The organism is Achromobacter sp. ACM01, assembly GCF_014851745.1.
Classification (GTDB): Bacteria; Pseudomonadota; Gammaproteobacteria; order Burkholderiales; family Burkholderiaceae_B; genus Achromobacter; species Achromobacter aegrifaciens.
This window is the reverse complement of the sequence record NZ_JACVAF010000004.1, coordinates 295,864-309,112: the sequence shown is the minus strand read 5'-3', so window position 1 is coordinate 309,112 and position 13,249 is coordinate 295,864. Positions and strand designations below refer to the sequence as shown.

Here is a 13,249-nt window from a genome sequence, read left to right as displayed (position 1 = left end):
ACGAAGGACGCAAGACATGCCCGGCAAGACGCTGTACGACAAACTGGTGGCCAGCCATGAGGTGGCCCGGATCGACGACGAGCACATCCTGCTCTACGTCGACCTGCATATCATGAACGAATACACCAGCCCGCAGGCCTTCAGCGGCCTGGCCGCGCGCGGGCGCGGCGTGCTGCGCCCCGGGCAGCAGATGGCGGTGGTGGACCACATCATCCCCACGCATTCGGTGCCGGCGGCACTGCGCGTGATCGCCGACGACGCTTCGTCGCGCCAGGCGCTGAACCTCAAGCGCAATTGCGACGAGCAGGGCATCGCGCTGTTCGACACCACCGATCCGCTGCAAGGCATCGAACACGTGATCGCGCCCGAGCATGGCATGGTGCTGCCGGGCATGGTGGTGCTGTGCGGTGACAGCCACACCACCACCTACGGCGCGCTGGGCGCGCTGGGCTTCGGCATCGGCACGTCCGAGGTCGAACACATATTGGCCACGCAGACGCTGGCGTACCGCGTGGCGCGCAACATGCGCATTCGCGTCGATGGCGCGCTGCCGGCCGGCGTCACCGCCAAGGACCTGGTGATCTGCATCGTGCACCGCATCGGCGCGCAAGGCGCGCGCGGCCATGCGGTGGAGTTCTGCGGCGAGGCCATCGCCGCGCTGTCCGCCGAGGCCCGCATGACCTTGTGCAACATGACGGTGGAAGCCGGCGCCCGCGCCGCGTTGATCGCGCCGGACGCCACCACCGAGGCCTACGTCGCCGCGCATGCGCCCGAACTTCAAGGCGAGACGCTGGCCCAGGCCCGCGCCTATTGGGCCACGCTGCGCTCGGACGGGGACGCCGTGTTCGATGCCGAGCACGTGCTGGATGCCGCCGCGATCGCGCCCTTCGTCACCTGGGGCACCAGCCCGGACCAGGCCATGCCGGTGGATGGCGTGGTGCCGGACCCGCAGGCCGAGCCCGACGCGCTGGCCCGCCTGGCGCTGGAGAAGGCCATGGACTACATCGGCCTGACGCCGGGTACGCCGATAGCCGGCGTGCCGATAGACCGCGTGTTCATCGGCTCCTGCACCAACGGACGCATCGAGGATCTGCGCGCGGCGGCAGCCGTGGTGCGCGGCCGCAAGGTGGCCGCCGGCGTGCGGGCCATGGTGGTGCCCGGATCGGGCGCGGTGCGCGCGCAGGCCGAGGCCGAAGGCATTGCGGCGCAATTGATCGAGGCCGGCTTCGAATGGCGCCAGCCTGGCTGTTCCATGTGCCTGGCCATGAACGACGACGTGCTCAGCCCGGGCGAGCGCTGCGCCTCCACCACCAACCGCAATTTCGAAGGCCGGCAGGGGCGCGCGGGCCGCACGCACCTGATGTCTCCGGCGATGGCCGCCGCCGCCGCGCTGGCCGGCCGCATTGTCGACGTCCGCGTCTGGGAGCAACACGCATGACCGCAACCATCGAGGGCGTTGCCGCGCCGCTGCCTTTTTCCAATCTGGACACCGACCAGATCATGCCCAAGCAGTTTCTGCGCATCATCGACAAGGCAGGGCTGGACCGCGGCCTGCTGCATGATCTGCGCTTTGATGCGGGCGGCGCGCCCAGGCCCGATTTCGTGCTGAACCAGCCCGCCTATGCCGGGGCGTCCATCGTGGTCGCGGGGCCGAATTTCGGCTGCGGCTCCAGTCGCGAGCATGCGGTGTGGGGCTTGCAGCAGTTCGGCATCCGCGCGGTGATCGCGCCCAGCTTCGGCGAGATCTTCTACTTCAATGCCGTAAACAACGGCCTGCTGCTGATCAGCCTGGCGCCGGCCGAGATCGACGCCTTGCTCGCCAGGGTGTCCAATACGGCCACCAACCGCGTCAGCATCGATGTGGCGGCAGGGAGCGTCACCGCCATGGACGGCTGGACAGCGGCGTTCACGCTGCCAGAACGTCACCGCCGCATGTACGTGCAGGGGCAGGACATGGTGGGCGCCTCATTGCAGCAGCTGGACGAGGTGGAAAGTTTCGAGGCCGGGCATTGGGCGCGGCACCCCTGGATGAAAGACCTGGCGCGCCGCGTGCGCGACCGCCTGGACCGAGAGGCCATATGACCGCATTCTTCGACCTGCCCGTGCGCCGCATCGCGGCCAACGGCATCGAGATCGCAGCCCGCGTCGACGGCGCTGGCCCGCCGTTGCTGTTGCTGCACGGCCATCCCCAGACCCACGCCATCTGGCATCGCGTCTGGCCGGAACTGACGCGCCACCGCACTTGCGTGGCGGCGGACCTGCGCGGCTACGGCGATAGCGACAAGCCTGCCGCATCGCCGGACCATTCTGCCCATTCCAAGCGCGAGATGGCGGCCGACATGATCGAGCTGATGCGCGCCCTGGGCCACGAGCGCTTCGAGGTGCTGGCGCACGACCGCGGCGCGCGCGTGGCGCACCGGCTGGCGCTGGACCATCCCGCCGCCGTCAGCCGCATGATGCTGCTGGACATCGCGCCCACGCTGGACATGTACGAAGGCACCACGCGCGCCTTCGCCCAGGCCTATTTCCACTGGTTCTGGCTGATCCAGCCGGCGCCGCTGCCCGAAACCATGATCCAGCGCGACCCGGTGTTCTACCTGCGTTCCGTGATGGGCGGACGGCCTGGCGGGCTGGCGCACTTTTCCGCCGAGGCCATGGCCGAGTACGAACGCGCGGCGCAACTGCCCGGCTGGGCCACGGGCATCTGCGAGGACTACCGCGCCTCCGCCACGCTGGACCTGGAGCACGACCGCGCCGGCCGGGAGGCCGGCGAACGCCTGCGCATGCCACTGCGTGCGCTGTGGGGCGAGCGCGGCGCGGTGGGCCGGAATTTCGATGTGCTGGCGCTGTGGCGCGCGATCGCCGACGAGGTGTCCGGAGGCCCGTTGCCGGGCGCGCACTATCTTGCGGAAGAGTGCCCGGACGCGCTGCTGGCGCAGGCCGGAGAGTTCTTCGGCTGGCGCTAGCGGCAGGGCTCGGCCCGCATGTAGCACCCCGCGCGCGGACAGGCATTCAAGTCCGGGCGGGGCATAGGGCCTTCTAAAAGGGGACGCACTGCCGGTGTTAACCTACGCCCGATGAATCAGCACCACGTCGACCTCTCCAAACTCCCCGACGCCGAAGACGCGCAACGCGCCTTCAAGGCTTCGGATTCGCCCTGCGTGGCCGTCTGCTCCACGCTGTTTGACGACATCTGCCGCGGCTGCGGCCGCACCGCCATGGAAGTCGCCAACTGGGTGTTCATGACGGAAGAGGAAAAGCGCGAAGTCTGGGTGCGCATCACGGCGCAAGGGTATCCCCGCCGCAACAACTAGCCGGCGGCCGCGCAGGCCGTCTTGGGCATGTCACATGGCGCGGGCTAAATCGCGCTATTGCCCACTTCCGGCTCCATCATGCGCATCGTCCTGGTCACGGATGCCTGGCATCCGCAAGTCAATGGCGTCGTCCGCACCTGGACGACCATGCAGCAGATCCTCGGAGAATGGGGCCACGAGCTGATCGTGGTGAACCCGCAGGGCAGCCGCACCGTGCCGGCGCCTTCGGAGCCCGACCTGCGGCTGTGTCTGCAGCCCGGCCGGCAATTGCGCCGCATCCTGGGCGACCTCGTGCCCGACGCCCTGCATATCGCCACCGAAGGTCCGCTGGGACTGGCCGCCCGCCGCATGGCGCTGGCGCGGGGCTGGCGCTTCACGACTTCGTTCCACACCATGTTCCCGGACTACCTGCAGGCGCGCATGGGCATCCCGGCGGCCTTGCCCTGGCGCTATCTGCGCTGGTTTCACCGGCCCTCGCAGCGGGTGCTGGTGCCGACGTCCACGGTGCGCGACGTGCTGGCGCGGCGCGGCCTCGCCAACCTGCAGATCTGGTCGCGCGGGGTGGACCCGCGCAAGTTCCAGCCGGGGGCGGGCGAGGCCTTCCCGGACCTGCCCCGTCCCGTATTCCTGAGCGTGGGCCGCGTGGCGCGCGAGAAGAATCTGGACGCCTTCCTGTCGCTGGACCTGCCGGGCAGCAAGGTAGTGGTGGGGGCGGGGCCGGATGAGGCGCGGCTGAAGAAGCGCTTTCCCGACGCGATTTTCCTGGGCATGCGGCAAGACGAAGCGCTGCCGGCGCTCTACGGGTCGGCCGACGCCTTCGTCTTCCCCAGCCTGACGGACACCTTCGGTCTGGTCATGCTGGAGGCCATGGCCTGCGGCACGCCGGTGGCCGCTTTCCGCAGCGAAGCGCCGCTGGCGGTGGTGACCCAGGGCGTCACCGGTTTCCTGGACGAAGACCTGGCCCATGCCTGCCGCTCGGCCCTGTCGCTGGACCGCCATGCGGTGCGCGAACATGCCCTGACGCGCAGCTGGGACTCGGTGGCCGCGACCCTGCTGGCTGCACTGGTGCCGCTGGATGGGAGCGCCCGCGGCGCGGAACATGCCGAGGCGTCGTGCGTCCCTGAAGGGGCCATGCTTGCGCGGCGGCCGGGTGGCGAAATGCCCGCCAGGGAGCCAGGGGTTTGATCCCTGGTGCACGGTTCCCGGGTACAATGCCCGGCAATCCTGAGGAGCGTTGCGACGACCCTGCGGTTCCCGCCAGCCGGCACGGCAAGCGGAGCCAGGCTCGCCAGGCTCAGGAATCCTTGTTCAAGCGGCGCGCCTTGCGCGGCGCTACAGCAACGGCGCTCACCTTTGTCGCATATGGCGGGAAAGGCGAGCACTCGACCTTCGTGGTGCCTTCGCGTTGTCCGGCCATATCCTGCGCCGTTCGTATTTCACGTGGAGCCTACACACCATGAACGCTGTGACCGATAAATCCTTCTCCGACTACCTCGTCGCCGACATGTCGCTGGCCGGCTGGGGCCGCCGCGAACTCGCCATCGCCGAAACCGAAATGCCCGGCCTGATGGCCATCCGCGAGGAATTCGCCGCCAAGCAGCCGCTCAAGGGCGCGCGCATTGCCGGCAGCCTGCACATGACCATCCAGACCGGCGTGCTGATCGAAACGCTGGTGGCCCTGGGCGCCGAAGTGCGCTGGGCCTCGTGCAACATCTTCTCCACGCAGGACCACGCCGCCGCCGCCATCGCCGCGTCGGGCACCCCGGTCTTCGCCGTCAAGGGCGAAACGCTGGAAGAGTACTGGCAGTACACCCACAAGATCTTCGAATGGCCCAATGGCGAAAACGCCAACATGATCCTCGACGACGGCGGCGACGCCACCTTGATGCTGCACCTGGGCACCAAGGCCGAGAAGGACATCTCGGTGCTGGCCAACCCGGGCAGCGACGAAGAGCGCATCCTGTTCGCCGCCATCAAGGAAACCCTCAAGCGCGATCCCAAGTGGTATTCGACCCGCCTGGCCCTGATCAAGGGCGTGACGGAAGAAACCACCACCGGCGTGCATCGCCTGTACCAGATGTCGCAAAAGGGCGAGCTGGCCTTTGCCGCCATCAACGTCAACGACTCGGTCACCAAGTCCAAGTTCGACAACCTGTACGGCTGCCGTGAATCGCTGGTCGACGGCATCAAGCGCGCCACCGACGTGATGGTCGCCGGCAAGGTTGCCGTCGTGGCCGGCTACGGCGACGTGGGCAAGGGCTGCGCCCAGGCGCTGGTCGCGCTGCGCGCCCAGGTCTGGGTCACCGAAGTCGATCCGATCTGCGCCCTGCAGGCTGCCATGGAAGGCTTCAAGGTCGTGACCATGGAAGAAGCCGCCGCGCACGGCGACATCTTCGTCACCGCCACCGGCAACTACCACGTCATCACGCGTGAGCACATGAACGCCATGAAGGACCAGGCCATCGTGTGCAACATCGGCCACTTCGACAACGAAATCGACGTCGCCAGCCTGGCCGACTGCAAGTGGGAAGAGATCAAGCCGCAAGTCGACCACGTCATCTTCCCGGACGGCAAGCGCATCATCCTGCTGGCCCAGGGCCGCCTGGTGAACCTGGGTTGCGCCACCGGCCACCCGTCGTTCGTGATGTCGTCCTCGTTCGCCAACCAGACCATCGCCCAGATCGAGCTGTTCACGCGCAACGAAGCCTACCAGTCGGGTCAGGTCTACGTGCTGCCCAAGCACCTGGACGAGAAGGTCGCCCGCCTGCACCTGAAGAAGCTGGGCGTGAAGCTCACGACGCTGCGCCAGGATCAGGCCGACTACATCAACGTGCCGGTCGAAGGCCCCTACAAGCCCGAGCACTACCGCTATTGATGGTTGTAGCAAAATAGGAAAGTGCCGCGCCATGCCGGCGCGGGCTTTCCGGTCCGCAGGACCCCTGTCGCGTACGTATCGCCGCGGCAGGGCCGGCGGGCTCACAACAGGAGATCGAACATGGCATTGATACTCGTCTGGATCCTGAACGCGGTGGCCCTGCTGGCCGTGGCCTACCTGCTGCCCGGCATCACCGTGGCCAGCTTCGGATCGGCGCTCATCGCCGCGCTGGTGCTGGGCCTGGTGAACATGCTGGTCAAACCGGTGCTGGTGCTGCTGACACTGCCCATCACGATCGTCACTCTCGGTCTCTTCCTCATCGTCATCAACGCCTTGTTGTTCTGGTTCGTCGGCTCCGTGCTGAAGGGCTTCCAGGTCAACGGGTTCTGGTGGGCCGTGGGCGGTGCGATCCTGTACAGCATCATCTCTGGCCTGCTCACGAAGCTGATCCCCTAATGTCTGACTCGACTACTCCCGCTTTCAGTCTGGAATTCTTCCCTCCGCGCGACCTGGCCGGCCAGGAGCGGCTGGTGCGCGCGGCCAAGCAGATGCTGGCCATCCAGCCCAAGTACGTCAGCGTGACCTTCGGCGCGGGCGGCTCCACCCGCGCCGGCACGGCGGATGCCGTGCGCACGCTGCGCAACCTGGGCTGCGAGGCGGCGCCGCACCTGTCGTGCGTCGGCGCCACGCGCCAGGATCTGCGGGACATCCTCCAGGCCTACAAGAACGAGGGCGTGCGGCGCGTGGTGGCCCTGCGCGGCGACCTGCCCTCGGGCATGGGCGGCGATGCGGGCGAACTGCGCTACGCCAACGAGCTGGTGTCGTTCATCCGCGAGGAAACGGGCGACTGGTTCCACATCGAAGTGGCGGCCTATCCCGAAATGCATCCCCAGGCGGCCAATCCCTCCGCCGACTTGAACCATTTCGTGAACAAGGTGAAAGCCGGCGCCGACGCCGCGATCACGCAGTACTTCTTCAACGCCGACGCCTACTTCGACTTCGTCGACCGGGCCCAGGCCAAGGGCGTGAACGTGCCCATCGTGCCGGGCATCATGCCCATCACGAACCACACGCAACTGCTGCGCTTCTCGGAAATGTGCGGTGCGGAAGTGCCGCGCTGGATCCGCCTGCGCCTGGCCGAGTTCGGCGACGACAAGGCCTCCATCCGCGCCTTCGGCGTGGACGTGGTGACCGAGCTGTGCCAGACGCTGCTGGACAACGGCGCGCCGGGCCTGCATTTCTACACCTTGAACCACGCGGAAGCGCCGCTGGCGGTGTGGAAGGAACTGTCCGTGCAGGCGTAACAGGCTGCACCCGCCAGAAAGGCCAAGCCCACCCGCGAGGGTGGGCTTTTCTTTGGGCAAGCCCGCCGCTTACTCCGGCTGGATGCCCGCTTGCCGGATCTGCTGGCCCCAGGCGTCGTACTGGCTGCGCACGAACTGCTGCAAGGGATCGCCGGTAGCCAGATCGGGCTCCATGCCCATGGCGCGCAGCTTCTCCTGGATCGCGGGTTGCTGCATCGTGGCCGTCAGTTGCTCGGACCACCACTTCGCCGCCTCGGGCGCCAGGCCGCCGGGGCCGGCCACGCCGATCCAGCCGGTCAGGTCCAGGCTGCCCATGCCCAGTTCCTGGGCGGTGGGCACGGCCGGCAGGATGGTCGAACGCTTGTTGGAAACCAGGGCCACGGCGTTCAGGTTCTTGGCGCGGATCTGCGGCAGCACGGCCCCCAGGTCGGCCGCCACGAAATCGATGCGCCCGCCCAGCAGGTCGGTGATGGCGGCCGGTTGGCCCTTGTAGGGCACCGCCAGCACCTCGGCGCCGGCTGCGCGGCTGAACGCCGCCGCCACCACCTGGCCCGTGCCGGAGCCATAGCCGCTGGTCACCGAGTTCGGCTTTTCCTTGGCTGTCGCCACCAGTTGGCGCGCGTCGCCATGCTGGCCGGCGGCGCGCGTGACGATGACCACGTCGAAGCGCACCACACGCCCGACCTGGGTGAAGTCCTTCATGGCGTCATAGCGCTGGAAGGCCTTGGACAGGTAGGGGCCGGACGAGCTGGTGGCGCTGGAACTCGGCATCATGGTGTAGCCGTCGGGCGCGGCCCGCGCCACCGTGTCCACGCCCAGCACGCCCAGCGCGCCGGGCTTGTTCTCGACGATGATCTGCGCGCCGGTGCGGGCGCGGATATCGTCCACCACCACGCGCGAGACGTTGTCGATGGTGCTGCCAGCGGGAAAGCCGACCACGAAATGGATGGGCTTGTCCGCCTGCGGATAGCCGGGGGCTGCGCCTGTCAGGGACGGCAGGCACAGCGCGGCGGCGATCAGGGCGGATCGGATGTTGTTTTTCATGTCTGTCTCCTCGTGCTTTGGAACCTTAGGACGTCCGGCCGGCCTGGGCTTCCGCCAGGATCTCGGCTGTGTGTTCGCCCAGGCCGGGCGGATGCCGCCGGATCTCTGCCGGCGTGCGGCTGAAGCGGACGGGCAGGCCCGCCTGGATCAGGCGCCCTTCGGTGGGGTGCTCGGATTCATGCCAGAAGCCGGTGGCCCGCAAGTGCGGGTCGGCCAGCAGTTCCTCGAAGCCGTTGACCGGCGCATAGGGGATGTCGGCGGTCGCCAGCAGTTCGATCCATTGCGCGGTGGTGCGCTTGCCCAGCACGCCTTCGACGTAGCTGTATAGCTCGGGAAAATGCTTGCTGCGGCTGTTGAGCGTCAGGTAGCGCGGGTCCTGCGCCATCTCGGGGTTGCCGGCCAGCGCAAAGAAGCGCCGCCATTGCGGCGTGGTGTAAGGCACCACGCTCATGTAGCCGTCCTGCGTGCGGAACGGGCGGCGGTACTCATTGAGCAGGCGCGTATAGCCCGCCGGCCCTTCGGGCGGCACGAAGGTCAGCCCCGCCAGATGTTCCGGCGCCAGGAAGGCCACCATGCATTCGAACATCGGCACTTCCACGGCCTGGCCGCCCGCGCCGCGCTCGCGCGCCAACAGGGCGCTGGTGACGGCGTTGGCCACGTACAGCGCCACCACCTTGTCGGCGACCACGGAATTGACATAGCGCGGCGCCTGCTCGCCCGCGCCGCCCTGCAGCCAGGCCATGCCCGACGCGGCCTGGATGGTGTCGTCGATGGCGGCGCGTCCCGCGTAAGGGCCTTGCTCCGAATAGCCATAGCAGGCGCAATAGACCAGTTCGGGAAAACGGGGCTGCAGCGTCGCGTAATCCAGGCCCAGGCGGCGCATCGCCGGGGCGCGCATGTTGGAGATGAAGACGTCGGCGCCGCCGATCAACGCGTCCAGTTGCGCACGGCCTTCGGGGGTCTTGGCATCGATCACCGCGCTGCGCTTATTGCGGTTCAGGTTCAGATGGGTATGGCTCATGGCGGCATGGCGCTGGGGGGTGACGTGACGGAACACGTCGCCCTCGGCGGATTCCACCTTGATGACGTCGGCGCCCATGTCGCCCAGCATCTGGGTGGCCATGGGCCCCATGCCGACGCTGGTCATGTCGACGACGCGTATGCCGTGCAGTGGTCCGGGCATGTTCAGTCCTCCCCCAGCAGGCGGCGCGCCAGGCGCAAGTGCGGGCGGTCGATCATCTTGCCGTCCAGCCGCAAGGTGCCCGCGCCCGGGTTGGCGGCGAAGGCGGCAATGACCGCGCGGGCCCATTGCAATTGGCCGTCGTCCGGGCTCAGCGCCGCATTGACGGCGGCTACGTGGCGCGGATGGATCGCCATCTTGCCGACGAACCCGTCGCGGAAGGCTTCGCCGGCCTCGGCCGCCAAAACGTCCGGCGCGTCCAGGTCGATGCAGACCGTGTCGATGGCGCGCACGCCGGCCGCGGCGGCCGACATCAGGCACAGCGAGCGCGCCAGGCGGAAGGGTTCCGTGTAGCGGCCCGCCTCGCGGTTGCGCAGCGCGCCGACGTCGGCGGCCAGGTCTTCCGCGCCCCAGGACAGGCCCCACAGCCGCGGCGTGGCGTCGCGGTAGTCGTGCAGACCGAATAGCGACTGCGCGGTCTCGGTGACGATGGCGAGGATGCGTGTGACGCCAGGGGCCGTGCCGGCCGTGGCCTCGAAGGCGTCCAGATAGTGCGACAGGTGCAGGAGACCATCGCGGCCGGCGCATTTGGGCAGCACGATGCCATAGGGGGCGGCGGGCATCACGGCGGCCAGATCGGCCAGGGCGTCGCCGCCCTCCAGCGCGTTGATGCGCACCCATAGTTGTTTGCCTGCCGCGCCGCGTTCCAGCATGGCGCGGACTTCCTTGCGCGCAGCAGGCTTCTGGTCCGGGGCGACGGAGTCTTCCAGGTCCAGGATCAGGGCATCGGCGGCGCTGGCGGCCGCGTGATCGAACTTGCGCCCGGAATCGCCGGGCACGAACAGCAGGGAGCGGGTCATCGTGGTCCTCCTGGACGGCGGCAAGCTCAGGCCGGACGCTTGCGCATCAAGGCCGAACGCTTGCACGTGGCCACGACTTCGTCGCGATGGTTCAGCGCGGTGTGCTCGAACTCGACGATGCCCGCGTTGGGGCGCGATTTGCTCTCACGCACCGACAGCACGCGGGTGTGCACATGCAAGGTGTCGCCCGCGAAAACCGGCTTGGGGAAGTTCACGTCGGTCATGCCCAGATTGGCCACGGTGGTGCCCAGGGTGGTGTCGTTGACCGTCATGCCGATCAGCAGGCCCAGCGTGAACAGGCTGTTGACCAAAGGCTTGCCGAACTCCGTCTGCGCGGCGAAATGCGCGTCCAGATGCAGCGGCTGCACGTTCATCGTCAGGGAACTGAACAGCACGTTGTCCATTTCGGTCAGGGTGCGGGTCCAGGCATGCTCGAACGCCTGCCCGGGCGAAAACTGTTCGTAATAAAGGCCAGCCATTTTCTTTCCTTCATGTAGAGAGCGCCGGGGTATTGGCCCGGAATTCGAGCGGCCGCTACCGGTAATCCCGATCCGCGTTCTTACTCTTGAACAAAAGTTTATATTCATGAACGAAGGCGGGCAATGGTTTTGCCTAGTCGTAAACCCGCAGGAGCCTGCGCAGCCGCAGAGGACGCAGGCGCGCGCCGCCAGCGCGGGTGACGCGGCGGAAAGCAGGAAGGGGAGGTAAAGGCGCGGCCGCCAGGCGCCTCTCGGGGCAGCCAGGCGGCCGGAGCGGCGGAAGCCCTTTTAGGGGCTGGCCTTAGTAGGCAGTCACGGCGGGCGCCGGGCTGTCCAGGCGTTGCGTGAGTTCGCGGCCGGCGGCAAGCAAGGTCTGGCCGATGAGGTCGGCGCGGGAGGCGGAACGGTCCAGCGGAGCGCCCACGACCAGCGCCAGCACGGCGCCGTACAACACCAGCGGCGCGGCAACCGACAGGGTATCGGCCTGATGCTCCGCCAGATTGACGTGCCAGCCGCGCCGGGCTTCGGAATCGATCAGCTGCAGCAGTTGCTTGTGAGTCTTGACCGTCTTGCTGGTATAGCGGTCCAGGGGCAGGCGCGCGACCAGCGCCTCGCGTTCGGCAGGCGGCATGGCGCCCAGCAGGGCACGCCCGGAGGCCGATGCATGCAGCGGTTTTTGCTGGCCGACCCTGGCCGTGAAGCGCACGATGCGTTCGGGCTCGGCCACGTCCAGGTAGACCACCTGGTCGCCCGACCGTTGCGCCAGGATCAGGGTCTCGTCCAATTCGTCGCGCAGCGCCTCCAGCGTGGGCCGGATGCGTGTGGTCAGCTGGTCATGCTCGGCCACAGTGCGGGCCTCGTTCAGCCAGCGGCGGGTGAGGTAATAACGGCCCGCAGTCTGATGCGCGTAGCCGTCGCCTTCCAGCGTGTCCAGCAAGGCCAGGCAGCTGGACTTGGGGATGCCCAGTCCGGCCGAAAGCTGCGACAGCGTGGCCGGCGCCCGCGTCGCGGCGAAGAATTGCAGGATGTCCAGGACGCGCCTGGCGCTTTTTACGTCGTTCGTACTCATGCACGCGAATATATATTCATGAACGGGCAGCAGCAACCGCCGCCGCCCGCCGCGCCATCAGTCCGCGTACACCCCCGCCTTGCGGATGATGCCGCCCCATTTGTCGACCTCGGATTGCAGCCAGGTCTGCAGGCCCTGCGGCGTCTGCTTGGATTCCGGCACGATCTCGGCGCCCAGTTCCGCCATCTTCTGCGTGAAGGCAGGATCCTTCAGCGCGGCGCGCAGGGCCTCGTTGAACTTCGCGACGGCTTCTGGCGGCGTGCCCTTGGGCGCGTAGACGCCATGCCACACCTTGACCTCGAAGCCCTTCAGGCCGTTCTCCTGCAGGGTCGGCGCATCAGGCAGCGTCTTGATGCGCTCCAGCGTGGTGACGCCGTACAGCTTCACGCGGTCGGCCTTGATCTGCGGAATGGTCTGGGTGGTCTGATCGCACAGCACGTCCACCTGGCCGCCCAGCAGCGCGGTCATCGCCGGCGCCGTGCCGGCATAGGGCACGGTGGTGAACTGCACGCCCAGCGATTCCTGCAGCAGCATGCCGCAGAGCTGCGACACCGCGCCCAGGCCGGCGTTGGCCAGGTTGATCTTGTTGCCGTTTTCCTTGGCGTACTTGATGAAGTCCTTCATGCCGTCCGCGGGCAGGTCCTTGCGGCCCAGCAGCGTCATGGGCACGTCGGCCACCTGGCCCACGTAGGCGAAGTCCGTCAGCGGATTGAACGACAGCTTGCGGTACAGCGCTGGCGCGGTGGCCATGCCGTTATGGTGGATCAGGAAGGTATAGCCGTCGGGCGCGGCGCGCGCCACGTGCTGGGACGCCAGCGTGCCGCCCGCACCGGTGCGGTTCTCGATGATGATGCTTTGGCCCAGCGTCTTGGACATGGACGCGCCCAGGCTGCGCGCCACGACATCGGTCGGCCCGCCCGCCGCGAACGGCACGACCAGCGAAATGGGATGGTTGGGATAGGCGCCTTGCGCGCCGGCGGCGCCGGAAACCAGGCAGGACAGGGCCAGCACGGGCCATGCTGCACGCTTGAGGGCGCGCGCGTAGATAGGGGGCATGTCTCGCTCCTTGTGGTGTTGTCGGGGCCCCCAAGGCAAAGCATGACGGCCGGACACCAGTGTGGCGC

At 67.9% G+C, this 13,249-nt stretch carries 14 protein-coding genes and 1 riboswitch; of the genes, 8 read left to right on the top strand and 6 right to left on the bottom strand.

Annotated elements, in window-relative coordinates:
• Nucleotides 1–16 precede the first annotated feature (16 nt).
• The 8 genes from leuC (at nt 17) to metF (ending at nt 7,493) form a co-directional block, all read left to right on the top strand.
• Nucleotides 17–1,438 (top strand): 3-isopropylmalate dehydratase large subunit, encoded by a 1,422-nt coding sequence (leuC, locus tag IB268_RS21825; protein ID WP_192354795.1) that lies wholly within the window; start codon nt 17–19, stop codon nt 1,436–1,438.
• On the top strand, nt 1,435–2,082 hold the full coding sequence (gene leuD / locus IB268_RS21820) for a 3-isopropylmalate dehydratase small subunit (RefSeq protein ID WP_125471153.1): 648 nt from the start codon (nt 1,435–1,437) through the stop codon (nt 2,080–2,082). Before leuC ends, leuD begins: the two co-directional genes overlap by 4 nt.
• Nucleotides 2,079–2,966 carry an alpha/beta fold hydrolase gene (locus IB268_RS21815; RefSeq protein WP_175162366.1) on the top strand — a complete coding sequence of 296 codons (888 nt, stop codon included), beginning with the start codon at nt 2,079–2,081 and terminating at the stop codon, nt 2,964–2,966. Before leuD ends, IB268_RS21815 begins: the two co-directional genes overlap by 4 nt.
• 111 nt (nt 2,967–3,077) lie before the next feature.
• A complete protein-coding gene (locus IB268_RS21810) occupies nt 3,078–3,314 on the top strand; it encodes a DUF1289 domain-containing protein (RefSeq protein ID WP_054457003.1) in 237 nt (78 codons plus the stop codon).
• 78 nt (nt 3,315–3,392) lie between these two features.
• Entirely contained in the window at nt 3,393–4,499 is a 1,107-nt protein-coding gene (locus tag IB268_RS21805) for a glycosyltransferase family 1 protein (protein WP_192354794.1), read from the top strand.
• 35 nt (nt 4,500–4,534) lie between these two features.
• Nucleotides 4,535–4,670, top strand: a riboswitch (S-adenosyl-L-homocysteine riboswitch).
• A 100-nt stretch (nt 4,671–4,770) separates the two neighbouring features.
• Entirely contained in the window at nt 4,771–6,189 is a 1,419-nt protein-coding gene (gene ahcY / locus IB268_RS21800; RefSeq protein WP_054457001.1) for an adenosylhomocysteinase, read from the top strand.
• Nucleotides 6,190–6,309: 120 nt separating this feature from the next.
• Complete coding sequence (locus IB268_RS21795; protein WP_006389784.1) at nt 6,310–6,645, top strand: phage holin family protein; 336 nt, start codon at nt 6,310–6,312, stop codon at nt 6,643–6,645.
• Nucleotides 6,645–7,493 carry a methylenetetrahydrofolate reductase [NAD(P)H] gene (gene metF, locus IB268_RS21790; RefSeq protein ID WP_054456999.1) on the top strand — a complete coding sequence of 283 codons (849 nt, stop codon included), beginning with the start codon at nt 6,645–6,647 and terminating at the stop codon, nt 7,491–7,493. The genes IB268_RS21795 and metF overlap by 1 nt, the downstream gene beginning before the upstream one ends.
• 69 nt (nt 7,494–7,562) lie before the next feature.
• Here the strand turns inward: metF and IB268_RS21785 are convergent, their stop codons facing one another.
• From IB268_RS21785 to IB268_RS21760, 6 genes are all read right to left on the bottom strand, one after another.
• Nucleotides 7,563–8,537 (bottom strand): tripartite tricarboxylate transporter substrate binding protein, encoded by a 975-nt coding sequence (locus IB268_RS21785; RefSeq protein ID WP_192354793.1) that lies wholly within the window; start codon nt 8,535–8,537, stop codon nt 7,563–7,565.
• A 25-nt stretch (nt 8,538–8,562) separates the two neighbouring features.
• Nucleotides 8,563–9,720, bottom strand: coding sequence for a CaiB/BaiF CoA-transferase family protein (locus IB268_RS21780; RefSeq protein WP_192354792.1), 1,158 nt, complete (start codon nt 9,718–9,720; stop codon nt 8,563–8,565).
• 2 nt (nt 9,721–9,722) lie between these two features.
• On the bottom strand, nt 9,723–10,577 hold the full coding sequence (locus IB268_RS21775) for a CoA ester lyase (RefSeq protein ID WP_192354791.1): 855 nt from the start codon (nt 10,575–10,577) through the stop codon (nt 9,723–9,725).
• Nucleotides 10,578–10,603: 26 nt separating this feature from the next.
• A complete protein-coding gene (locus IB268_RS21770) occupies nt 10,604–11,056 on the bottom strand; it encodes a MaoC family dehydratase (RefSeq protein WP_054456992.1) in 453 nt (150 codons plus the stop codon).
• Nucleotides 11,057–11,357: 301 nt separating this feature from the next.
• Nucleotides 11,358–12,125, bottom strand: a complete 768-nt coding sequence (locus IB268_RS21765; protein ID WP_054456990.1) for an IclR family transcriptional regulator — start codon at nt 12,123–12,125, stop codon at nt 11,358–11,360.
• 57 nt (nt 12,126–12,182) lie between these two features.
• Nucleotides 12,183–13,181: a tripartite tricarboxylate transporter substrate-binding protein gene (locus IB268_RS21760; protein ID WP_125471146.1), complete on the bottom strand. Its 999-nt coding sequence runs from the start codon at nt 13,179–13,181 to the stop codon at nt 12,183–12,185.
• Nucleotides 13,182–13,249: the final 68 nt, after the last annotated feature.